Genomic DNA, 21009 nt, shown 5'->3' with positions numbered 1-21009 from the left:
ACAGCTTCACTTGCATCAGAACCGAGACAGCCCTATTTCCAATTTATGTTTTCAACAAGCCTGTATCGAAGATAGGGAAGAATGCCATGACCAGCGGACAAAACCGGGTTCTCGATGAACTCGCCAAGCTTGTGACCGATGCGGCAGGCGCTGCGCAAGGCGTGCGCCGCGAGGTGGAGACAGCTTTGCGATCACAGAGCGAACGCGTGCTCAACACGCTTGATGTGGTGCAGCGCGAGGACTTTGAAGCCGTGCGTGAAATGGCAATCAAAGCGCGTGCTGAAAACAGTGCTTTGCTTGTTAAAATTGAAGCTTTGGAAGCGCGTCTTGCCAAACTTGAAGTTGATTCGAGTGCCAAAACGACGAAAACCTCTGCTCAGGCGTCTAAATCCAAAGATAATTCATAATTTTTTATTAACAGGCCGCAAGTGGCAAAAACCCTTGTCTTAGAGTCGGTTAAGGCAAGGGTTGCGGCCCGCCCCAATCATATTTCCACATGCTTTAATGCCTCTTTTTAGAAAAGGGGCTGGCGTTCAGATTCAGCATCAATAGACTGAAAACACTACATGATTCGTAACGCAGTCATGTGGGCAGCGGCGAGGGGCTGTAGTTTTAGTTTTCGCGTCTTTCAGGCTGCTTTCCAGTATCAGTTGCGTATGTGCGTGTGCCATTGAGGCGTTGCATGCTTTTCAAGCATGTCGGTTCCTCAACCGATCAATTCGTGCCTGTTTTTCTGCGCTCAGTCTTGCGTGGTGATGGGTGCGGGCGAGCAATAACTTGCGCGCCGGGAATTTGGAGGTGTCTTTCGAGGCGCTTCCCAGAACAGGAAACGGACATGAGCCTTCTTGAGCTTGAATTTGCACGCGAAGCGCATCCTGTGGATGTGATCGAGCACGTTGCGAATTCAAACGACTGGACGTTCGAGCGGACTGGCGACGATGAAATTGCAATTTCGGTAGCGGGTAACTGGACCGACTACCACATCTCGTTCTCCTGGATGGAGGACTTTGAAGCGTTGCACCTGGCTTGCGCCTTTGACATCAAGGTTGCGGAGCCGCGCGTCAATGAAGTGATGCGGTTGCTTTCGCTGATCAATGAAAAACTTCTGATGGGTCATTTTGATCTCTGGCGGCAGGAAGGTGCGATCATGTATCGCCAGTCGTTGCTGCTGGCCGGTGGTGCAGAGCCAACCAGCCGTCAGGTTGAAGTGCTGTTGTCGGCGGCACTTGAAGCTTGTGAAACCTATTTCCAGGCATTTCAGTTTGTTGTCTGGTCGGGTGTCAGCGCGCGTGAATCGCTTGAAAGCGTTGTCTTCGAGACAGTTGGGCGCGCATAAGCATTAGAGATCCCGGTAAACTGCCGGGATCTATTTCAGGGGATTTATTATGAATGCAGCGGAAACGATCAGCTGGGGCGATTTCGAGAAAGTCGATATCCGCACGGGGACCATTGTTGAAGCCGTTCCATTTCCTGAAGCGCGTAAACCTGCTTTTAAACTGAAAATCGATTTTGGTGAAAAAATCGGTGTCAAAAAGTCTTCCGCCCAGATAACGAAGCATTATCAACCGGAAGAGCTGATCGGGCGTCAGGTAATGGCAGTGGTCAACTTCCCACCACGTCAGATTGGCCCCTTTATGTCCGAAGTCCTGACACTTGGCTTTCCAGATGAGAATGGCGAGGTTGTTCTCGCTGCTATCGATAAGAAAGTCCAAAACGGCGTCAAACTGTTCTGATCTTATAGCTGTGATTTGTGCATATCGCATGTTCTGTGCGATTGGTTGTGCAAGCAACGTATAGGAATAAGACAGATGCAGGGAACAATTGCTGTAGCATTGGGCGGTGCGTTGGGGAGCGTTTTGCGCTACTGGTTTGCCATCTGGCTGGCCCCTGTCAGCCGTGATCTGCCTTGGGGCACAATTGTCGTCAATATCATCGGTTCGTTTGCAATCGCCTTTTTTGGTGCACTGACGATGGCCTCGAGCCGCTTCGAAGTGCCTGAAATCTGGCGTCTCGCCTTCATGGTCGGCATTTGCGGCGGCTTCACCACCTTCTCCTCATTCAGCGTGCAAACCTTCGAGTTGCTGCGTCTCGGCATGCCGGGACGCGCACTGCTGAATGTTAGCATATCGCTTTTTGCGTGCCTCGCCGCGACAGCACTTGGCTATGTGGCAGCGCAGGCGATCAGTCGGGTTTAAGCCGGAATACGGATAATTGCTCTCAGGCCGCCTGTGGGGGCGTCTTCAAGATCGATATCGCCGCCGTGACTTCTGGCAATGTCACGCGCGATGGCGAGGCCAAGGCCACCAGTGCCGCCGGAATCCTGCGTGCGCGCTTCATCTAGGCGCACAAAAGGTTTGAAGACGTCTTCGCGTCGATCTTCCGGGATGCCGGGGCCATCGTCATCGACGATAATTTTCAGCCAGCCATCGTCATGGGTAATTGACAGCTCGACATTATCCGCATGGCGGAAGGCATTGGAAACAAGATTGCTAACGAGGCGTGAGAAGGCATTCGGACGAACATTGACCTCGCTGTCGCCTTCGATTGAATACTTGAAGCCACGCTCGCGCAGTCGCGCTTCGTTCGCGAGCTTGTCACACAGCAGGCGCACGTCATAGGTCGCAGCTTCTTCTGAGCCTTCGCCACGTGCAAAGGCAAGATAGCCTTCAAGCATCGTCTGCATGTCGGCGATGTCCTGGTTGAGCGGCTCTGTATCGATTGCGTTACCGGTTAGTGCCAGTTGCAGCTTGAAGCGCGTCAGAATCGTGCGCAGATCGTGGCTGACGCCGGAAAGCATGGCGGTGCGCTGTTCAATTTGCCGTTCGATACGTGAGCGCATCTGGATAAATGCAATGCCTGCGCGGCGAACTTCTTCGGCGCCGTGCGGACGGAAGCCTTCGGGCATCGGTCGACCCTTACCAAAACTTTCGGCTGCTTGCGAGAGCTGCTGGATGGGTTTGATCTGGTTGCGCAGGAAGGCGATTGCGATGATCAACAGTACAAGCGCGGTACCGATCATCCATGTGAGGAAGATGCCGGTATTGGACGCATAGGCCTGACTGCGACGTGCGAAGACACGCAGCACCTTGTCGTCGAGCTTAATCCGAATCTCGATCAGATCGGAATCGCCGACTGTATCGACCCAGAAAGGGCGATTGATCTGGCGAGTGATCTCTTCGCTCAGGAAGTAATCGAGAATAGCGAAGAAGGGTTTCGGCCCGGGTGGCGGTAGCGGATCGGGTGGCAGGATCGAAATGTTCAGCCCTAGACGCTGCTGCGAAATGCGGATCAGATTGTCGTAGCCGGGTTCTTGCGGATAGGTTTCTAGAATGTCGATTATCGCGGAGATATCGCGCACGACAGCCGTGGAAAGCCGTTCAGTCACCATCTGCCAGTGACGTTCCATGAACACATAGGCAATCACGGACTGAAGCAGCACCATTGGCGCAATGATAATGATAAGCGAACGCGCATAGAGCCCTTTGGGCATACGGCGCGCAAACCAGCGCGTGAGTGTTTTCCAGAGCGATTTCATCGTCTCAGAATACTCCAGACGGTTCTGCAAATTCTATGTCTTCGGTCACGCTCTGAAATTTGCGACGCTCCGCTCTTTCTAGATCCAAAGCGCGTTTCGATCGGATCGGCGCTCCAAATCTTTGATTTAACGCGCATTCCGAAAACCGCTTCGCACTTTCTGGGATGCGCTCTAAACGCTACTCGATGCTCAGCTTATAGCCGATGCCGCGAACGGTTTGCAGCCAGACGGGATTAGCCGGGTCCTGCTCGATCTTGCGACGCAGGCGGTTGATCTGCACATCAATTGTGCGTTCGCCGACATCGCCGTCCTGTCCGGTCAGTTCATGACGCGGAATGGTTTCACCGGCACGCTCGGCGAAAATCGCCATGATATCCTGCTCGCGATCCGTGAGCTTGATTGTCTCGGTGCCCTTCTTCAATTCGCGACGCGGAATGAAGAAGGTGTAAGGTCCAAAAACGATCTGTTCGATTTTCAGCTGGGACGGTGACGCACCACGGCGGAGGATATTGTTGATACGCAAGATCAGTTCGCGTGGATCAAAAGGCTTTGGCAGATAGTCATCTGCGCCTGCTGACAGACCATCGATCCTGCTGTCGGTTTCTGACAAAGCGGTCAGCATCAGGATCGGCACGCTTTTCTGCTCACGCAGTGAACGGGTCAGCGAGACACCGGTTTCGCCGGGCATCATCACGTCGAGGATTAGCAGGTCGAAATCGATGCCTTCGAGCTTGCGGCGCGCTTCTGCTGCGCTGCCAGCCATGGTCACTCGAAAACCGCTAGTCGTCAGATATTGCGAAAGCAGGCTGCGAATTCGCGTGTCATCATCGACAACAAGAAGATGTGGCGCGTCGTCGGAAAGGTTGTTTTCATCTACAGCCATGGCGTCGTTCGATCCCATCCTGTTTATATATTGCCGTCAGCGGAGGCTGTGCGGCCCTGGGCTTTTATTATAGGCATGCCGCAGAAAGCTGGTCTCATAGTTTCTACGGCGAGCTGCATCTTAGCCACTGCAAGACAGCGCGTCTATCTGAGGCTTGCACTGTAGGCGATTAGCCCCCAGCCTTATCGAGCCTGGGTTCAGATGCTGCGCCAGCCGTTTCAGTGGCCGCGAAATCGTCAATCTGGGCACGGCGTTCAGGATTGACCATATTATAAAGAAACCGCTCAATGACTTCGCGTTCTGCAGCACCGGATTCTTCCAATGCCCGCGCGATGCGGCGCGACTGTGGCAAAGCAAGTGCAAGCGTGAGTTGTCGCCCACTTTTTGTGGGATAAAGTTTGCGGTGACGGCGATCGTGTAAACCAGTGGCCTGTACAACATGGCCGGTATCGATCAGTTGCTTGAGAACGCGCGACAGGCTCTGTTTGGTAATGCGGAGCACTTCCAGAAGCTCGGCCACCGTCATGCCGGGCTTGCGATTGATGAAATAAAGCACACGGTGATGGGCGCGGCCAAATCCGATCTTCTCGAGGATCAGGTCCGGGTCGGCGGTGAAATCGCGATAAGAGAAGAACAGCAGTTCAATGACGTTGAGATCGTCAGCCTCCAGACACGTCAGAGGATTGCTGATATAGTTAACGTCGTTCGTCGAATTCACATCGAAGCTCCATCCTGTTGCGATAAATATGTCAGCATTGTTGACATAACTCAATCGCCAAGATAATTTTTGGTAAGTGCAGGCTGCTTTTTTTGGAATAAAGTTTGCACTGATGCATGTTGGAGGAGAGATAATTACGCGGCTTGCTGTGTCAGACTGTCCAATAAGGACGGTAAAGCATAATGGCGAGCTTTATTTTCTGTAATTGTCGGAAATATCTTTGTTTTACATGCATTATTTGCCTGATCTCAGCGAGTTGTTCGAGCTGACCTCAGCGCATTTGATTTTAAAATGCCAGTGTTGGCGAAGAAAAACATGTCTTACTTACCAGTTATATCGATTTAACTGGCCAGAAAAGACTAGGGAAAGGCTCATCAGAGCCAAACGGCCTGCAAAAAAGCGGGCAATTTGAGGAAGAGTAAAATGGCTGCGATTCCATTCGATCAACGCGACGGATTTATCTGGCAGGACGGCGAGTTTGTCTCCTGGAAGGATGCGAAGGTACATGTGCTGACGCACGGTCTGCATTATGCGAGCGCCGTATTCGAAGGCGAGCGTGCTTATGGCGGCGAGATTTTCAAGCTGACCGAGCATACTGAGCGCCTGCATGAATCTGCCCGAATTCTTGGCTTCGAGATTCCATATAGCGTCGAAGAGATCGACAATGCCTGTCGCGAACTGCTCAAGAAGCAGGGTTTCGTCGACGCATATGTTCGACCGATTGCTTGGCGTGGATCAGAGTCGCTTGGCGTTTCGGCTCAGAACAATCGCATTCATCTGGCTATCGCGATCTGGCAGTGGCCAAGCTATTTCTCGCCTGAAGAAAAGATGAAGGGCATTCGGCTCGACATCGCAGAATATTGCCGTCCTGATCCGCGCACTGCGCCCTCGCGTTCCAAGGCTGCCGGACTTTATATGATCTGCACTATTTCCAAGCATGCAGCCGAAGCAAAAGGCTATGCGGATGCGCTTATGCTTGACTGGCGCGGTCAGGTCGCTGAGGCCACGGGTGCGAATGTGTTCCTTGTCAAAGACGGTGCATTGCACACACCAAAGCCTGATTGCTTCCTTGATGGCATCACACGCCGGACGATTATTGATCTTGCCAAGCGTCGAGGTCTGGAAGTTATTGAACGGGTTATCATGCCGGAAGAAATGGCGACATTCACAGAATGCTTCCTGTGTGGAACAGCGGCAGAAGTGACGCCGGTTTCGGAAATTGGGAAGTACCATTTTACGCCGGGTGAAATCACCAACACGTTGATGAATGATTATGCGACCGAAGTTCAGCCCAAGCGAATAGCTGCTGAGTAGCAACGTTTTAAACAGAAAAAAGCGGCTTTTAAGCCGCTTTTTTACTATGTGACGGCTTATTGTTTGACATTGGAAAGTTTCGGTCCAAGATTTTCCATGTCGGATTCGCGTTATTCCGGCTTTTAACTCAGATGGGGTGACGATTATGGAATCTCTACTGCCTATCATTCTTCAACTTGTTTCGGGCGCAGTGGGCGGCAATATTGCTGGTGCTGTCAAGAATCTAAGCCTCGGAACTGCTGGCAATACAGTTGCCGGTGGCATCGGTGGCGTTATTCTTGGCCAGCTTCTGCCTATGCTTTCCGGTGGCGGGATGGACTCGGTTCTTAATGGCGTCGTTGGCCAGTTGGCTGGTGGCGGTGTGGGCGGTATCGTCCTCACAGCGATTATCGGACTGATCAAGAACTCAATGGCAAGCAAGGCCTGAGCTTAAGCGAATAGCGCGGTTGTGGGGACAACAACCGGCGATCTCATGGGGTGACATTTTTTCCAAAAGCCGTGCAGACTTTTGGAAACTTGAACAGTTTTCGTGAGAGGGGATACGGGCGGCCTTGTGCCGCCCGTTTTACTATGACCAGACCTTTGCAATCTGAAGTCCGCGCATTATCTGAATATGCAAACAGATCACGGCAGTTCGAGAACCAACGGTTTATCTTTCCAACATACTGACTGAATGGAGTATCCTATATGGGACAATTACAAGCCATCATCGTTCCAGTGACGCCATTTCAGCAGAACTGCACCATCCTTTTCGATGGTGACACTAAGAAGGGTGTTGTGATCGATCCGGGTGGCGATTTTGATCGAATCAAAGAGGCAATTGCGTCTCAGAATGTCGACGTAGAAGCTATTTGGATCACGCATGGCCATATTGATCATGCAGGGGCTGCGCTGGACCTCAAAGAAGATTTGGGCGTTGAGATTATTGGTCCGCACAAGGACGACAAGTTTCTGCTCGATAATCTGGCAACTACTGGCCTTAAATACGGCCTGACTGAGGGTGTACGCAACGTAACACCTGACCGTTGGCTGGAAGAAGGCGATACGGTTTCAGTTGCCGGGCACACTTTCGATGTCTTCCATTGCCCAGGGCATGCACCGGGACATGTGGTGTTCTATAATCCTGAGGCGCGCTTCGCGATTGTTGGAGACGTTTTGTTCAACGGTTCAATCGGTCGCACTGACCTGCCGGGCGGTGATCACGCCGCACTCATTCGCTCGATAAAAGAAAAGCTGCTGCCGCTGGGCGACGATATCGGCTTTCTGTGCGGCCATGGTCCCGGCGGGCGCTTTGGCGAAGAACGCCGCAACAATCCGTTTCTCAACGATATTGGATATGCCTGAACTGAATGCTTCAAGAAAAAAGCCGCCTTTGAGGCGGCTTTTTGTATTTAGACGTGCAGCGGGTTTAGTTGGCCGAGCAGAAATGGTCGCGTCCATCATAACCGCGATAGGTTCCGGTATTTGCATTGAACGAACGATAACGGTCCGAACAATATTGATACCAGCCGCGGCTCCATGGCTCATAGCCGACGCGATACTGCACGCTGCGTGCAGGTGGTGCCGGATAATATGCAGGCGGCGGTGGAGGCGGCGCGTAAACGGGCGCAGGCTGGACATATGTCGGCTGAGGCTGGCTCAAAGCGCTGCCGAGCAAAGCGCCCGCCGCAAGGCCGATGACGCCAGCAGCAACCGCATCGCCGCTGCGGTCACGGTGACGATGATAGGGGCGATCCCAACCGCCGCGGTTCCAGTCGCCTCCGCGATCCCAGCCGCGACGACCCCAAGAGTCAGCTGATGCCGAAGCCAGCGGTGCTGAGACTGCTGCTATGGAGGCAACTGCCAGAATAGCTGTTTTAAGTAGTTTGTTCATTGTCCGCTCCTTCAGAAGCACAACTGCAATTTCGGCGATATGCGGGGCCGAGTTGGCACACCGCATCAATCATGAATGACAAGTTAATAGTCTCGACATGAATGGAGGCTGAACAATGGTGAAGGGGCTGCTGAAACCTTTATTATCCGGTAAAATACATGCAGTGTCGGTAATATTTCGCGCGCTGAGAGTTGGAGCGGGTTGCAGCTAAATGGATTCATTTAGCGTTCGCGAACATGCGTTAGTTAAAAGAATCTGGAGCGAGCGCCATGGGTGCGATTAGGCGCGACACGATCTAGGATTGGCGCTAATCTCAGTACAATAAAAAACCCCGGCGTTAGCCGGGGATCAAATTCTTGTTCTGTAAAGTTTCGGACTTAGTCAGTAACCGAGATATTTACAGCCTTAGGACCTTTGCCGCGACGATCCGGTTCTGTCTCGTAAGAAACCTTCTGATTGTCAGCAAGTCCTGCCAAACCTGAAGCTTGCACAGCAGAAATATGGACAAAAATGTCCGCGCCGCCATCATCAGGCTTGATAAATCCGAAACCTTTTTCGGAGTTGAAGAATTTGACCTGTCCGGTCTGTGCCATGGGATCCGTTCCTTTTCCTTGGCGCCACTGCTTTATTAAGAGACAGTGGAATTACAACTTCCGCCGAACGCACCACACACCCGGCAGAGGGTCATGCAGGCAGTTATCGACATAGGAGAGGAACCGATCATTGCCAGAGACTAATCTCCGACCCGGAACTTCTAGCGGTTCCGGCGCGCCGTTCTTCCAGTCTTCCGTTTGTACTCAAATTGCCCGGACAATCGAAGACTGATCTATGATGCATAATTTGGCAAGCAAATTCTTCATAGAATATGAGATTGGTTATCTTCGTAACGGTATCGTCTCGAATCTTTACAAAAATTACGAGAATATCACTCATTCAATACCAAAATAGCACAGGCCAACAGCAATATATCGATTCATACTAAGGTATAGCATGCTCATTTGCTTACCGATTGCGTAAAACTATGCATGCGCCGCCTGCCGCGCGAAGTTTAGTGCATATGTTGTCCGCTTCACCTCGACTATCAGCTCCGATACGTACTGCATAAATGCCACGCCGGGCCATTGGTGTACGTACGCGGCTAATGACCGGATTGTGGCCTGCGAGCACTGAGGAGAATTGCTTGCGTAACCTGCTCCACTGATTGGCGGCAACGCTACGTCGAAAATTGCCCGCGACCTGAATGCCCCAGGGCTTAGGCTTAATGCGGGACATGGGTATCGTGGCTGTGCGAATGATCGGCAGACGCTGGCAAGCTTCTGCAAAACTGAGTTTTGCGTCGAGCGGCTTGTTGGTGATCTCGCTGCCGGATGCAAAATTATCAGCGGGAGCGCCTGTGAGATCAAGAACGTAGTCTTCTGTCTCAAGTGGAAGAAATCCGCCTGAGCGCATCCAGTTGGAAACGCGGGTCGGCCCTGCATTATAAGCGGCGGCTGCCAGCCCCCAATTTCCGAAAGCGCGTTTGAGTTCGCTTAGAAAGCCTGCAGATGCGGGGATCGCCTGTTCAATATCGAATGGATCGGCGAGGCCACGCTCTTTTGCAGTATAAGGCATGAATTGTGCGATGCCTTGAGCGCCAACCGGGCTTACTGCGCGATGATCGAAGCGGCTTTCTTTCCAGATGAGCCGCGCAAAGAAGTCTTTCGGGATGCCTTTCGCTTCGGCGTTGATTTCTATGAGCTCACAAATGCGACCGACAGTCGGCGTGATCTTCTCGGGCGGCATGGGCGGACCATAGGTCAGAGATTCGGGATTGACCGTTGTCTGGGCTGCCGCGTTGATGCTTTCAGGCCAGCTTAAGAGCTGCATAAATGCAAATGTCGCTATCGTTATATGCAGACGACTCATACTGTTGATTCCGCCCTTTATCCCGCTCTTGGAATGTAGAGTAATGCATGTTTACGACTTGTCGATATGCGGTTTTTGAGAACGTTGCCGATTATCTTTTAATCGCGCCTTGTTCTCGGAGGCTGCTGTGCCATCTTAGATCGCACCCGAAAGTGTGAAACGGTTGTCGAAAAAATGGGCTTGAAAACAAAGTATTGAGACGCGCCGATCTGATTCAATCAGATCGAAATGCGTTCTAACATGCGGATTAGGAGAGGGAGAGAGTTATGTTGTTCAATAAAGTCAGTCGATTGGGCTTGCTCGCGGGTGCCATGTTTCTGGCGGGGTGCGTTGCCGAAGGTGGCCCGGATTATCGGCCTCCAGTACGGCCCGGTCCATCGCAACCGCAGATGTGTCCGATGATTTATGCGCCAGTTTGTGGCGAACGCGGTCATTCACGCAAGACTTTTGGCAATGCCTGTCAGGCCCGTGCCGATGGCTATAGGATTGTCGGTAACGGCCAGTGCAGCTCACGGCCCGGCCAGGGATCGGGACCAGGCGCAGGTTGGGGAGGAGAACGGCCGGGTCGCCCGCCACATCAGGGCAACAGACCAGGACGCCCGAGTGCTGGTGCTTGCACACGGGAATATATGCCGGTTTGCGCGCGTCGCGGTAATGACAGGCAGACATTCTCAAATCGCTGTGAAGCAGAACGTGCCGGTTATCGCATTACCGGCGGTGGTCAGTGCCGGTAAGTTAGCCAACAATAAAAAGGACGGTTTCAACCGTCCTTTTTTCTATCATGCAGCCTTTTGACCAGAGGGTTGCCCCAGCAACGGCTTGCCGAAGCGGTCGATATTGGTATCCCCCCAATCCTTCAGTGCCAGCAGGATTGGTTCGATGCTGCGGCCAAGCGGAGACAGGCTATATTCGACCTTGGGAGGAACCTGTGCATAGACCTTTCGCTCGATCAGACCGTCTTCTTCCAGCTCACGCAACTGATTGGTCAGCATACGCTGGGTCACACCCGGTATTTGCCGCCTGAGCTCATTAAACCGCATCGTGCCGTCGAGAAGATGAAACAGCACAACGCTTTTCCATTTGCCATCGATGAGACTGATGGCGGCTTCAACCGCACAGCCGGGACTGCAATCGAAGCGCGAGTGCTTGGCCTTGGTCATTTAAGTATCCTTTATATACTAAGTACAAAAAACAACACTATTGGCGATTTTTGTGCGTATTCACATTCTGTGATAGTAGTCTAATATTTGGTCCATAGCAAATGGAGCAGAACGATGAAAGCAGTTGCCTATCAAGTTGCGGGTCCGCTGGACCGTGCAGAATCTCTGGTCGACGTAACATTGGAAAAGTCGAAAGCGGCGGGCCGTGATCTGTTGGTTCGGGTTGAGGCGATTTCAGTTAATCCAGTCGATTACAAGATCCGCAGCGGCGTGTCGCCAGAAGCTGGCCAGTGGAAAGTGCTCGGCTGGGACGCGGTCGGGACAGTCGTTGAGACGGGTAACGACGTGCGTAACTTCAAACCGGGTGATGAGGTCTGGTATGCAGGATCTTTGATCCGGCCAGGTGCCAATTGCGAGTTTCATCTGGTCGATGAACGCATTGTTGGCCATAAGCCCGCGTCGCTTGCCAAAAGTGAAGCTGCTGCTCTGCCACTCACATCGATCACCGCCTGGGAAATGCTGTTTGACCGGCTGGATGTGCGCAAGCCAGTGCCAGGCGCTGCAAACGCCATTCTTATTATTGGTGGTGCAGGCGGGGTTGGTTCAATCGCCATCCAGCTGGCGCGGGCTTTGACTGATTTGGTGGTGATTGCTACCGCATCGCGACCGGAAACGCAGGAATGGGTTAAGCAACTCGGCGCGCATTATGTCATCGATCATAGCAAGCCACTGGCAAAGCAGATTGAAGCTCTGGGGATAGGCGCGCCAGCTTTTGTCTTTTCAACCACGCAAACGCAGAATCATGTTGATGAGATTGTCTTGTTGATTGCACCGCAAGGGCGGTTTGGCCTTATCGATGATCCGGAAACGCTCAATGCCATGCCGTTTAAGCGCAAGTCCGTATCGGTGCACTGGGAACTGATGTTTACGCGTTCGATCTTTGAAACTGCCGACATGGATGAGCAAGGCAAACTTCTGAATGAAGTCGCCCAACTGATCGATGCGGGCAAGATCAAAACAACAGTTACGGAAGTGTTTTCGCCAATCAACGCTACCAACCTGAAATCGGCCCATGGCTTGTTGGAAACTGGCAAGGCTAAAGGCAAGATAGTTTTGGAAGGCTGGTAAGCAGCCCTCCAAAAATACCTGAATTGAGCGGTTCCAATTAAGATTGAAACGTTGAAACCGCTCTATTTCTTTCTACGCATTTCCGAACGCAAAACCGGTTTCCACTTTTGCTGGAAATGCTTTAACGCCCCGGTCGGCCAGTCTTGCCGGGGCGACGCTTTTTGCGTGCGGCCTCAGCCGGATCTTCGTAAGAGCCGATGCCAGCACGTTCGCGGCGGATAATTGCGTCGTCAGCGCCTGCCGGTTTTTCTGTCCGCTTAACGGTCATTTCATCCAGCGTATTCTTGCGGAACAGCGGCTTTGCCACATCGGTTCCCGGTCCCATATTGTCGAGCGAAGGCTTGGCGAACAGCGACTTTTTCGGCTCTGCATCCACTGTGCGATGGACCTTACGGCCCGCATTGTGACGACCCTTAGTACGGCCAGTCACAGGGCTTTCAAGTTCCACTTCACGCGCGAGCGGATCGTCGGCAATCGCCAGTTCCATTTCGCGCAAGCGTTTGATCTCGTCGCGCATGCGCGCGGCCTTTTCAAAGTCGAGATCGGCTGCGGCGTCGCGCATCTGCTTTTCCAGATGTTCGAGATGGGAGGCGAGATTGTTGCCCATCATCGCGCCCTGTTCGGCGAAGCCGGAAATATCGGCGCGGACGTGATCCTGTTCGTAAACCGAATTCAGGATGTCCGAGATATTCTTCTTCACCGAAGCAGGCGTGATACCATGCTCAGTATTATAGGCTTCCTGCTTTTCGCGGCGGCGGCTGGTTTCGTCCATCGCGCGTTGCATGGAGCCGGTTATATTGTCAGCGTACAGAATGACCTTACCGTCGACGTTACGCGCCGCACGACCGATGGTCTGAACGAGCGAGGTTTCTGAACGCAGGAAACCTTCCTTGTCCGCATCGAGAATGGCGACGAAGCCGCATTCTGGAATATCCAGACCTTCGCGCAGCAGGTTGATACCCACAAGCACGTCGAATGCGCCAAGGCGCAGATCGCGGATGATTTCTATACGTTCCAGCGTGTCGATATCCGAGTGCATATAGCGCACGCGAACGCCCTGTTCGTGCAGATATTCGGTCAGGTCTTCGGCCATGCGCTTGGTCAGCACGGTGCAGAGCGTGCGATAGCCCTTGCGCGCTGTTTCGCGGATTTCGCCAAGCACATCATCGACCTGATTTTTTGCAGGCCGTACTTCAACAGGCGGATCGATCAGGCCGGTTGGGCGAATAACCTGTTCGGCAAACACGCCGCCAGCTTCTTCGATTTCCCACTTGCCGGGCGTCGCGGACACAGCGATGGTTTGTGGACGCATCGCATCCCACTCCTCGAACCGCAGTGGACGATTGTCCATGCAGGAGGGCAGGCGGAAGCCATATTCGGCCAGCGTCGCCTTCCGACGGAAGTCGCCGCGATACATGCCGCCAATCTGCGGAACTGTGACATGGCTTTCGTCGAGGAAAACGAGGGCATTGTCTGGAATATATTCAAACAATGTCGGCGGCGGCTCGCCCGGCTGACGTCCGGTCAGATAGCGCGAATAGTTTTCGATACCGTTGCAGACGCCGGTTGCTTCCAGCATTTCGAGGTCGAAATTGGTGCGTTGCTCCAACCGTTGCGCTTCAAGCAAGCGGCCGGCGCGCGTGAGTTCGGCCAGACGATGCTGCAATTCTTCCTGTATCGACTTGATGGCCTGATTGAGCGTCGGGCGTGGCGTCACATAGTGGGAGTTTGCGTAAATCTTGACCGATTGCAGATCGCCGGTCTTCTGAGCGGTCAGCGGATCAAATTCCACGATGGTTTCGATCTCGTCGCCAAACAGCGAAATGCGCCATGCGCGATCTTCCAAGTGGGCCGGGAAAATCTCAATTGTATCGCCACGTACGCGGAATGAGCCGCGCACAAAGTTGATGTCTTGCCGCTTATATTGCTGTGCCACGAGATCGGCGAGAAGCTGGCGCTGGTCGAGCCGGTCGCCGATCTTCATTTCGAAAGTCATGGCGGTATAGGTTTCGACCGAACCGATACCGTAAATGCATGAAACAGACGCAACGATAATGACGTCGTCGCGCTCAATCAAAGCACGAGTGGCTGCGTGACGCATCCGGTCGATCTGTTCGTTTACGGTCGATTCCTTTTCGATATACGTATCGGACCGCGCCACATAGGCTTCGGGCTGGTAGTAATCGTAATAGGAAACGAAATATTCGACGGCATTGTTCGGAAAGAAGCTCTTGAACTCGCCATATAGCTGCGCCGCCAGGGTCTTGTTGGGAGCGAGAATAAGCGCGGGACGCTGCGTTTCCTGAATAACCTTTGCCATGGTGAAGGTCTTGCCGGAGCCGGTAACGCCAAGCAGAACCTGCGTTCGGTCGTTCTCTTGCAGCCCGCTGACCAGATCACGAATTGCTGTCGGCTGATCGCCAGATGGTTCGAAACTCGATTCCATCTGGATCGCAATGCCGCCTTCAGATTTGTCCGGGCGGGCAGGACGATGCGGGGTCCAGAGTTCGCCGTTCTTGAACAGTGGATTGCCGGATTCAATCAGATCGGAAAGTGCCTGAACGGTCGCGGTCGCGCCTGAGGGATTAAACTCGGCTGCGTCTTCAAGGCTGATGTCCAGTCCTGCTACTGGATTGAGACCTGCGGCAGCGCGTTCCTTAGCAGACGCAGCGCCCCCCATCGAAGTTCCGCGCGCGCTGCGCGAGGATTCCTTGCTGCGTTCAGGCACCTTTTTAGGAGACTTCGCGGCTTTGGCAGGTTTTGCCTTGGCCTGAGGCTTGACGGCCTCATCGCTGATCTCTTTTGCCCAATCGGAAATGGACCCGGACAGCGGCGCGCCCGAAAACTCGGACTGCGGTGCTTCACCGAAGCCGCCAGTCTGATTCTGCGAATCCTGAGTGTATTTATCTTTTGAGGAAGCCATGCACCCAATATGGAATTTCACAACTCAAATGAAAAGGGTGCACGGATCAAATCCCATGCACCCGGTCCGGAATCTATACGGCTCCTGACATCAAGCTGTCAGGAGGAAGTGCTCGAAGAGGTTCCAGTGGGGATTGAATCGTAGGAACTGCACCGCACTATTTGTTCTTACGCATTATCCAACGCAAAACCGGTTCCCGCTTTTGGTTCAAACGCTTTATCTGCGGCCGTGTGGGCGCCAGCGGTCGCCCGGTCCGTAAACGTTTGGATGGTAACCGGGATGATCCCTCCAACCGGGACGATCGCCCCAATGTGGACGGGGCTCGCCCCACTGGTTTGGCCCACGCCAACCCGGACCCGGACGGTATGGACCCGGACCCCATCCAGAACGATAGGGGCGAGGCCCCCAGCCTGGACCCCAGTTAGGGCCATCATCCCATCGATTGTTGTTGATTGCTGAACCGATTACCAATCCAGCTATGAGCGGTATGCCAACAGCTGCTGCGGTTGATCCAAAATTGTCATTGGTGGTGTAACCGCCGCCGCCAGTCTGAACCGCGATGTAATTTGATGACGCCCAGCCATCAAGGCCGCGATAATTGACGCGGCACCAGCCGTACCCACTTGTGCAGCCTGCAACATCCAGAACAACCCCATTGGGGATGCTACCCATTGATGGATACTGTGTGCCAGGACCGGTGCGGAGATTAATATTTGCAGTTGCAAGCCCGGCCGAAGCTTCTGCATTTGTTGCAAATAAAAGAGCTAATGTAGCAATTGAAGATGTAATAATTAATCTCATACTATCCCCCGATATATATATCATAGATCCATATATAGCAGATGATTGTTATTTTTACTTTAAAGTCTGTATGAATATTTCTATTGTGATTAATAATTAAGATTTTAATCTTCCTGGTGTTGCCTCATGTTTGATTTGCATGGCTGCGGTGCGGATGTCGCACTTTTCCTCGATCAAGGGTTACAGCATACTCGCAGCTGAACACCGCTTTATACCAAGGTGCTAAGAAGCTGACGCATCACGCCTTGAAAATGTTCAGTGGCCACACGGGCTTAACCAAATTCCGATGAGTCTTACTCACTGAACTTTGGTATTACGCTATTCGGAATGCATTCAGGCAATCAAAGGACTTATTGATGAACGATATTAATGCGCCCAAGGGCATGCTGACGGTACGTACACAGGCAATGCCAAAAGATACCAACTCAGCTGGGGATATTTTCGGTGGTTGGGTTATGGCGCAGATGGATACGGCCAGCGGCATCCGTGCTGCAGAGCGTGCCAAGGGGCGCGTTGTTACAGCGGCAGTGCGTGAAATGTCCTTCGCCAAACCGGTCAAAATCGGCGACGTTCTTTGTGTTTATACTGAGATCACGCGCGTTGGCCGCACGTCGATTACGCTTCGTGTGGAAGCTTGGGCCCAGCGCTATCTTGCGGATGAGATGGATCTCGTGACGCATGGTGAGTTTGTGATGGTAGCGCTCGACAAGAGCGGTCAGCCGACGCCAGTTCCTGCTGAATAATTATGGAAAGCCCGGTTGATCCGGGCTTTTTGTTATTTGCAGGCCCGATAGCCGCTCCGACGCTGCATCAGATCGAAGTGAAAATGGTCGGCATGTTCGCGGTTATAGCCGGGGCCAAGTACCGTGGTGAAGTAATCGCAGGCATCGGAACGAACGCTGTTGAGCAGGCCTTTTTCGCGAAAGGCGAAGAAGCTAGGTTTGCGAACGGTTATGCTTTTACCGTTGTTCAGCACAATTTTGGTCACGTCGATGGCATTGCCGCGCGAATGCTCGGACATCTTTGCGCCACGGCGGTGATTCATCGTCCGGCATGAATAGCCACCGGCATTGTGAATCGTATTGACGCCGGAAAGATATCGCAGGCGTGCCGATGGTTGCAGATCGCCTTTGATCCAGCGCGCAAAGGCTTCAGTTACCTGACAATTCAGTGTTGCGGCAGGTTTGAAAGCAATTGAACCGCTGTTAAAGCCGCTGACTTCGATAGGATTATCGATGCGGCAGCTGCCGCTCTGATTGATGGGTGATTTCTCTGTGAAAACAACACCCAGGCGCTTCAGACGCGTCCGGCAGGCCGCATCCGAATTAGACATTGCATAAATGTTTTCGGCTGTGCTGACCGGGTTTTGAACAGGAGCTGCGAAGCCATAATCGCCGGTATAATGCGGCTGGCTCTGCGTCGTCATCTCATTGGCATTGTTTTCGATTTCTTCCGCCAACCCAACAACACGCTCTTCTCGCGGAGCATTGGCGGAAGCAACAGGAGCGGGCGGCAGCGCTATGTCAGCATTGCCGATTTCGGCTTGCGGACGCGGCGGACGTTCTCCTGAGCAACCGGCAGCCAGAGCGAACAGCGCCAGAGATGCCGGTATTAGATAGCGATGAAAGCGATTGGACAACGCAATACTCATGTCCCTGCCTTTCATTGTGAAACCGGGCTTAGGCTCATATTAGTCGATAAGCGTAAACGAACAGTCAGTGAGTGCGTTAAGGGCTATGGCGCAAATAAGGTCATTTCTCGCCAAATCAGTGGTCATAACTTTGGCGAAATCTTCATGCCTTTTTGCTATTTGTTTGCAGCGGTTTCGGGCCAAGCCGCGACAATGTCCTTCCGGTCCCTAAAGTTCTTTCCATGTCAGCACTGATGTCGCCGAGTATTCTGCCGATTCTGCTTTTGATCGGCTCTAATGTTTTTATGACCTTTGCCTGGTACGGGCACCTGAAATTCACCAGCACGCCGCTGGTGACGGTTATTTTCATCAGCTGGGGGATCGCGCTGATCGAATATTGTCTGGCTGTGCCAGCAAACCGCATCGGTCATGAGGTCTATTCCGCTGCGCAGCTGAAAACGATGCAGGAAGTCATCACACTTGTGATCTTCAGCCTGTTCTCGATCTTTTATCTAAAAGAAGCCTTCACTTGGAATCATCTGCTTGGATTTGCGTTGATCGCAGGCGGTGCGGCGCTGATATTTAAAGGCTAAGCTGTTCAGTGGCCGGGATAGGTTCCGCCTTGCGTTTCCAGTACATGGGAACCAATTCCACGGCGAGCATCGCAGCAAACAACAAGCCACAGCCGATAAAGCCGATGAATGTCAGGCGTTCACCCAGGAACATCGCACCGAACAGAGCCGCAAATAAAGCTTCAGATGATAGGAAAATAGCTGCCTGTGCTGATGTGGTATAGCGCTGGCCGATGGCTTGCAGGGTGAACGCAACGCCAGATGAAAAGACGCCTGTAAACAGCAGTTCTTTCCATGTGAGCGCAATGACGTTCCAGTTGATGTCTTCGACGGCTGCGGCAATCATCAGGCCGGCAGCGGCTGCGGTCGCAAACTGCACGCAGCTAAGTGTGATAGGGCGTCCGGCACGATTGGCGCGGGTGATCAGCAGAACCTGCATGGCCCAGAAAACTGCGCCGCAAATGACCAGCCAATCGCCCTGCTTGAGTGCGCTTAATGTTCCACCTGACAAAAGAAAGATACCTGCAAGACATGCAGCCGCACTTGGCCATACCACTGGATGAGGCCAGCTGCGGAAAAGGATGACACCCAATACCGGCACCATCACGACATAAAGGCCAGTGAGAAAGCCAGCATTGGTGACTGATGTTGTGATCAGCCCAATCTGCTGCAGGGCGAGACCTGTAAAAAGAGTAGCTCCTACAAGCATGAAAAAGAGATAATTCTGGTTTTGGAGCTTGTGCGGTGAGCGTCTGCCTTCAGCAATAGAGAACGGCAAAACGGTGAGCGCTGCAATTGCGGAACGCACGCCGATAAACAGGAAGGGGCCAATACTTGCCATGGCCGTGGATTGCGCCACAAAGCCCATGCCCCAAATGACACCCGCCAGAAGGAGGAGTAAATTTGCCTGTACGCGCGTCATTGTTGCTTCATCCCCACGAAAAACGCCCGCAATGATTTGGATCATTTTTCCGGGGTGGCCATGCTATAGAAAATATCACGTTGGATCGGCAAGACAGTATTTTAGAGCGCCGATCTGATGAAATCAGATCGGCGCTCTAAACTCTTTTATTTGAAGCATAATCTTATCGATCCTCGTTTCACTCCGGTCGGATCATGCTCTAAATGCGACGTGTTAGTCCGTTGATATTTTAAATCTTATGGGGTTGGTTATGTTTTTTCTGAAACTTGGGCTTAAAGCAATTCTGCTGGCGGGAGTGGCAACCACATCGCTGCTTTCAGACGTTGGCATATCGCAGGCTGCCTATAAACTGATCCGAGATACCTCTGTTCAATGTGATTTTGCGCAGAACTGCACATTGAGCTTCACTCCGGTCGCGAGTGAAGGCGCGCCTGCACTTGGTCTATATCGCAGCAGCGCAGTCGGTTCCAAGCCGGAGGTGCAGCTTTCATATATTGATCCATCCAAGGTTTCAGGCAAATTGGAGCTGTCTGTCGATGGCTCGTTGGTGCTGACGACTGAAGCCTCGGTGGCCTCGCTCAAGAGTGACCGGCTCAATTATGGCGATGCGGTTGCGGTTACCAAACTGATCAATGCCATGAAGAATGGTCAGAAACTACAACTCAAATTCGCAGGCAAAACCTCGAACTACTCACTTTCAGGATTAATCGGGAGCTTGATCTACGCCGATGAGCAGCAATCGCGCGCCGGTACTGTCGATGCATTGCAGGCAAAAGGTGGGCACCCTGCGCCGCCACCGCCGGAGGTGAAAATCATCGCTTCAATCGAGCAGGTGCCCGAGCAGATTCGCAAGGACTTCACCGATGAAAACGGTGTGTGCGGGACTTCAAGCGGAAATTCTTTCAGCACTGGCGGGGGCTTTGAAACGAAGATCGCAGATGGGCTCAACCTGATCGGAATGCCATGCGGTTCGCCCGGCGCTTATAATCAGCCTTATGTATTCTACAGCCAGTACGAGAATCAGGTGGTGCCGATTTCGTTGCCAACGATTTCCGACGATGGCCCAACCGTCACCGATCAGGCTTGGAACATTGACTGGTCGCAGCAGAGCAAGACGCTGACAGCTTTCTTCAAGGGCAGGGGCTTAGGCGATTGTGGCATCTATGATGTCTGGAAAGCCACAGACACAGGCGAAGGACACGTGCGGTTTGTGCTTTTGCAGGAGCGCTCCAAAGGCGACTGCGATGGCAATTACGATGGTGGTCCTGAGAAATGGCCTGCAAGCTGGCCCATTCAAGCCAAATAGGAACGCCAGAGCACATCCCGAAAAGCGGGAACCCGTTTTCGGAACAAGATGTGCGTAAAAACAAATAGTGAGACGCATTTCCGACGATACCTCTTAAACTGGAAATGCATTAGCTTTGTAGAATTAACAGGCTTAAATTTTTCTTCGTGAAATGACCGATGAAAATGCTATAGTTACAGTAACATCACTTTGAACGGTTCCGAAGCATGTGTTTCGGCGACCGTTTTCTTTTTGTGTACCGGCAGGCGATTAAACCTTCCGGACGGGTGTCCTGAGCCAGTCATGGAGCAGGATCAGGCGGGCAATCAAACTGCCGTCGCGCTCATCCTGGAGGGAAGC

Annotated in this window: 23 protein-coding genes; 12 read left to right on the top strand and 11 right to left on the bottom strand. The window is 52.7% G+C overall.

The window, feature by feature from the left end:
* The first annotated feature begins 86 nt into the window (after positions 1–86).
* From CES85_RS17545 to crcB, 4 genes are all read left to right on the top strand, one after another.
* Positions 87–407, top strand: a complete 321-nt coding sequence (locus CES85_RS17545; protein WP_095447092.1) for an accessory factor UbiK family protein — start codon at positions 87–89, stop codon at positions 405–407.
* Positions 408–835: 428 nt separating this feature from the next.
* A complete protein-coding gene (locus tag CES85_RS17540; protein ID WP_095447091.1) occupies positions 836–1336 on the top strand; it encodes a type III secretion system chaperone family protein in 501 nt (166 codons plus the stop codon).
* Positions 1337–1385: 49 nt separating this feature from the next.
* Positions 1386–1733, top strand: coding sequence for a tRNA-binding protein (locus CES85_RS17535; RefSeq protein ID WP_095447090.1), 348 nt, complete (start codon positions 1386–1388; stop codon positions 1731–1733).
* A 75-nt stretch (positions 1734–1808) separates the two neighbouring features.
* Positions 1809–2195, top strand: a complete 387-nt coding sequence (crcB, locus tag CES85_RS17530; RefSeq protein ID WP_095447089.1) for a fluoride efflux transporter CrcB — start codon at positions 1809–1811, stop codon at positions 2193–2195.
* On the opposite strand, the gene CES85_RS17525 is transcribed toward crcB, so the two are convergent.
* From CES85_RS17525 to CES85_RS17515, 3 genes are all read right to left on the bottom strand, one after another.
* The gene (locus CES85_RS17525) at positions 2192–3535 is read right to left on the bottom strand and encodes an ATP-binding protein (RefSeq protein ID WP_095447088.1); all 1344 of its coding nucleotides are present in this window, start codon (positions 3533–3535) and stop codon (positions 2192–2194) included. The genes crcB and CES85_RS17525 overlap by 4 nt on opposite strands.
* A 178-nt stretch (positions 3536–3713) precedes the next feature.
* The gene (locus CES85_RS17520; protein ID WP_095447087.1) at positions 3714–4436 is read right to left on the bottom strand and encodes a response regulator; all 723 of its coding nucleotides are present in this window, start codon (positions 4434–4436) and stop codon (positions 3714–3716) included.
* Positions 4437–4587: 151 nt separating this feature from the next.
* Complete coding sequence (locus CES85_RS17515) at positions 4588–5136, bottom strand: MarR family winged helix-turn-helix transcriptional regulator (RefSeq protein ID WP_095447942.1); 549 nt, start codon at positions 5134–5136, stop codon at positions 4588–4590.
* Positions 5137–5559: 423 nt separating this feature from the next.
* Between CES85_RS17515 and CES85_RS17510 the strand changes: the two genes are divergently transcribed.
* From CES85_RS17510 to CES85_RS17500, 3 genes are all read left to right on the top strand, one after another.
* Complete coding sequence (locus CES85_RS17510; RefSeq protein ID WP_095447086.1) at positions 5560–6450, top strand: branched-chain amino acid aminotransferase; 891 nt, start codon at positions 5560–5562, stop codon at positions 6448–6450.
* 145 nt (positions 6451–6595) lie between these two features.
* Complete coding sequence (locus CES85_RS17505; protein ID WP_095447085.1) at positions 6596–6877, top strand: hypothetical protein; 282 nt, start codon at positions 6596–6598, stop codon at positions 6875–6877.
* Between the two features lie 260 nt (positions 6878–7137).
* Positions 7138–7794: an MBL fold metallo-hydrolase gene (locus tag CES85_RS17500; protein WP_094540034.1), complete on the top strand. Its 657-nt coding sequence runs from the start codon at positions 7138–7140 to the stop codon at positions 7792–7794.
* A 64-nt stretch (positions 7795–7858) separates the two neighbouring features.
* Here CES85_RS17500 and CES85_RS17495 read toward each other — a convergent pair whose 3' ends face one another.
* From CES85_RS17495 to CES85_RS17485, 3 genes are all read right to left on the bottom strand, one after another.
* A complete protein-coding gene (locus tag CES85_RS17495) occupies positions 7859–8323 on the bottom strand; it encodes a BA14K family protein (protein ID WP_095447941.1) in 465 nt (154 codons plus the stop codon).
* Between the two features lie 377 nt (positions 8324–8700).
* Positions 8701–8916, bottom strand: a complete 216-nt coding sequence (locus CES85_RS17490) for a cold-shock protein (RefSeq protein ID WP_024899445.1) — start codon at positions 8914–8916, stop codon at positions 8701–8703.
* A 409-nt stretch (positions 8917–9325) separates the two neighbouring features.
* Positions 9326–10228, bottom strand: coding sequence for a lytic transglycosylase domain-containing protein (locus CES85_RS17485; protein ID WP_244923263.1), 903 nt, complete (start codon positions 10226–10228; stop codon positions 9326–9328).
* A gap of 266 nt (positions 10229–10494) precedes the next feature.
* Between CES85_RS17485 and CES85_RS17480 the strand changes: the two genes are divergently transcribed.
* Complete coding sequence (locus CES85_RS17480) at positions 10495–10962, top strand: Kazal-type serine protease inhibitor family protein (RefSeq protein WP_095447084.1); 468 nt, start codon at positions 10495–10497, stop codon at positions 10960–10962.
* A gap of 45 nt (positions 10963–11007) precedes the next feature.
* On the opposite strand, the gene CES85_RS17475 is transcribed toward CES85_RS17480, so the two are convergent.
* Positions 11008–11388: a winged helix-turn-helix transcriptional regulator gene (locus tag CES85_RS17475; RefSeq protein ID WP_095447083.1), complete on the bottom strand. Its 381-nt coding sequence runs from the start codon at positions 11386–11388 to the stop codon at positions 11008–11010.
* A gap of 114 nt (positions 11389–11502) precedes the next feature.
* Between CES85_RS17475 and CES85_RS17470 the strand changes: the two genes are divergently transcribed.
* Complete coding sequence (locus CES85_RS17470; protein ID WP_095447082.1) at positions 11503–12516, top strand: zinc-binding alcohol dehydrogenase family protein; 1014 nt, start codon at positions 11503–11505, stop codon at positions 12514–12516.
* 121 nt (positions 12517–12637) lie between these two features.
* Here CES85_RS17470 and uvrB read toward each other — a convergent pair whose 3' ends face one another.
* Together uvrB and CES85_RS17455 are read right to left on the bottom strand one after the other, a co-directional pair.
* The gene (gene uvrB / locus CES85_RS17465) at positions 12638–15439 is read right to left on the bottom strand and encodes an excinuclease ABC subunit UvrB (protein ID WP_095447081.1); all 2802 of its coding nucleotides are present in this window, start codon (positions 15437–15439) and stop codon (positions 12638–12640) included.
* A gap of 216 nt (positions 15440–15655) precedes the next feature.
* A complete protein-coding gene (locus CES85_RS17455; protein WP_095447080.1) occupies positions 15656–16240 on the bottom strand; it encodes an SH3 domain-containing protein in 585 nt (194 codons plus the stop codon).
* A 356-nt stretch (positions 16241–16596) separates the two neighbouring features.
* On the opposite strand from CES85_RS17455, the gene CES85_RS17450 reads away from it, so the two are divergent.
* On the top strand, positions 16597–16983 hold the full coding sequence (locus CES85_RS17450) for an acyl-CoA thioesterase (protein WP_007875958.1): 387 nt from the start codon (positions 16597–16599) through the stop codon (positions 16981–16983).
* 32 nt (positions 16984–17015) lie between these two features.
* Here the strand turns inward: CES85_RS17450 and CES85_RS17445 are convergent, their stop codons facing one another.
* On the bottom strand, positions 17016–17891 hold the full coding sequence (locus CES85_RS17445; protein ID WP_235901990.1) for an extensin-like domain-containing protein: 876 nt from the start codon (positions 17889–17891) through the stop codon (positions 17016–17018).
* Positions 17892–18112: 221 nt separating this feature from the next.
* On the opposite strand from CES85_RS17445, the gene CES85_RS17440 reads away from it, so the two are divergent.
* A complete protein-coding gene (locus tag CES85_RS17440) occupies positions 18113–18463 on the top strand; it encodes a DMT family protein (protein ID WP_095447940.1) in 351 nt (116 codons plus the stop codon).
* Here CES85_RS17440 and CES85_RS17435 read toward each other — a convergent pair.
* Positions 18453–19364 carry a DMT family transporter gene (locus CES85_RS17435; RefSeq protein WP_095447939.1) on the bottom strand — a complete coding sequence of 304 codons (912 nt, stop codon included), beginning with the start codon at positions 19362–19364 and terminating at the stop codon, positions 18453–18455. The genes CES85_RS17440 and CES85_RS17435 overlap by 11 nt on opposite strands.
* Before the next feature lie 250 nt (positions 19365–19614).
* Here CES85_RS17435 and CES85_RS17430 point away from each other — a divergent pair, with 250 nt between their 5' ends.
* The gene (locus CES85_RS17430; protein WP_095447938.1) at positions 19615–20670 is read left to right on the top strand and encodes a DUF1176 domain-containing protein; all 1056 of its coding nucleotides are present in this window, start codon (positions 19615–19617) and stop codon (positions 20668–20670) included.
* The last annotated feature ends 339 nt before the right edge of the window (positions 20671–21009 follow it).

This window comes from Ochrobactrum quorumnocens (genome assembly GCF_002278035.1).
Taxonomy (GTDB): Bacteria; Pseudomonadota; Alphaproteobacteria; order Rhizobiales; family Rhizobiaceae; genus Brucella; species Brucella quorumnocens.
This window is presented reverse-complemented; position numbering and strand designations above follow the sequence as displayed.

What these genes read in the sequence shown, in the direction of transcription:
- CES85_RS17545 (WP_095447092.1), top strand. Translation starts at nt 87, where the DNA reads ATGACCAGCGGACAAAACCGGGTTCTCGATGAACTCGCCAAGCTTGTG.
- CES85_RS17540 (WP_095447091.1), top strand. Translation starts at nt 836, where the DNA reads ATGAGCCTTCTTGAGCTTGAATTTGCACGCGAAGCGCATCCTGTGGAT.
- CES85_RS17535 (WP_095447090.1), top strand. Translation starts at nt 1,386, where the DNA reads ATGAATGCAGCGGAAACGATCAGCTGGGGCGATTTCGAGAAAGTCGAT.
- crcB (WP_095447089.1), top strand. Translation starts at nt 1,809, where the DNA reads ATGCAGGGAACAATTGCTGTAGCATTGGGCGGTGCGTTGGGGAGCGTT.
- CES85_RS17525 (WP_095447088.1), bottom strand. Translation starts at nt 3,535, where the DNA reads ATGAAATCGCTCTGGAAAACACTCACGCGCTGGTTTGCGCGCCGTATG.
- CES85_RS17520 (WP_095447087.1), bottom strand. Translation starts at nt 4,436, where the DNA reads ATGGGATCGAACGACGCCATGGCTGTAGATGAAAACAACCTTTCCGAC.
- CES85_RS17510 (WP_095447086.1), top strand. Translation starts at nt 5,560, where the DNA reads ATGGCTGCGATTCCATTCGATCAACGCGACGGATTTATCTGGCAGGAC.
- CES85_RS17505 (WP_095447085.1), top strand. Translation starts at nt 6,596, where the DNA reads ATGGAATCTCTACTGCCTATCATTCTTCAACTTGTTTCGGGCGCAGTG.
- CES85_RS17500 (WP_094540034.1), top strand. Translation starts at nt 7,138, where the DNA reads ATGGGACAATTACAAGCCATCATCGTTCCAGTGACGCCATTTCAGCAG.
- CES85_RS17495 (WP_095447941.1), bottom strand. Translation starts at nt 8,323, where the DNA reads ATGAACAAACTACTTAAAACAGCTATTCTGGCAGTTGCCTCCATAGCA.
- CES85_RS17490 (WP_024899445.1), bottom strand. Translation starts at nt 8,916, where the DNA reads ATGGCACAGACCGGACAGGTCAAATTCTTCAACTCCGAAAAAGGTTTC.
- CES85_RS17485 (WP_244923263.1), bottom strand. Translation starts at nt 10,228, where the DNA reads ATGAGTCGTCTGCATATAACGATAGCGACATTTGCATTTATGCAGCTC.
- CES85_RS17480 (WP_095447084.1), top strand. Translation starts at nt 10,495, where the DNA reads ATGTTGTTCAATAAAGTCAGTCGATTGGGCTTGCTCGCGGGTGCCATG.
- CES85_RS17475 (WP_095447083.1), bottom strand. Translation starts at nt 11,388, where the DNA reads ATGACCAAGGCCAAGCACTCGCGCTTCGATTGCAGTCCCGGCTGTGCG.
- CES85_RS17470 (WP_095447082.1), top strand. Translation starts at nt 11,503, where the DNA reads ATGAAAGCAGTTGCCTATCAAGTTGCGGGTCCGCTGGACCGTGCAGAA.
- uvrB (WP_095447081.1), bottom strand. Translation starts at nt 15,439, where the DNA reads ATGGCTTCCTCAAAAGATAAATACACTCAGGATTCGCAGAATCAGACT.
- CES85_RS17455 (WP_095447080.1), bottom strand. Translation starts at nt 16,240, where the DNA reads ATGAGATTAATTATTACATCTTCAATTGCTACATTAGCTCTTTTATTT.
- CES85_RS17450 (WP_007875958.1), top strand. Translation starts at nt 16,597, where the DNA reads ATGAACGATATTAATGCGCCCAAGGGCATGCTGACGGTACGTACACAG.
- CES85_RS17445 (WP_235901990.1), bottom strand. Translation starts at nt 17,891, where the DNA reads ATGAGTATTGCGTTGTCCAATCGCTTTCATCGCTATCTAATACCGGCA.
- CES85_RS17440 (WP_095447940.1), top strand. Translation starts at nt 18,113, where the DNA reads ATGTCAGCACTGATGTCGCCGAGTATTCTGCCGATTCTGCTTTTGATC.
- CES85_RS17435 (WP_095447939.1), bottom strand. Translation starts at nt 19,364, where the DNA reads ATGACGCGCGTACAGGCAAATTTACTCCTCCTTCTGGCGGGTGTCATT.
- CES85_RS17430 (WP_095447938.1), top strand. Translation starts at nt 19,615, where the DNA reads ATGTTTTTTCTGAAACTTGGGCTTAAAGCAATTCTGCTGGCGGGAGTG.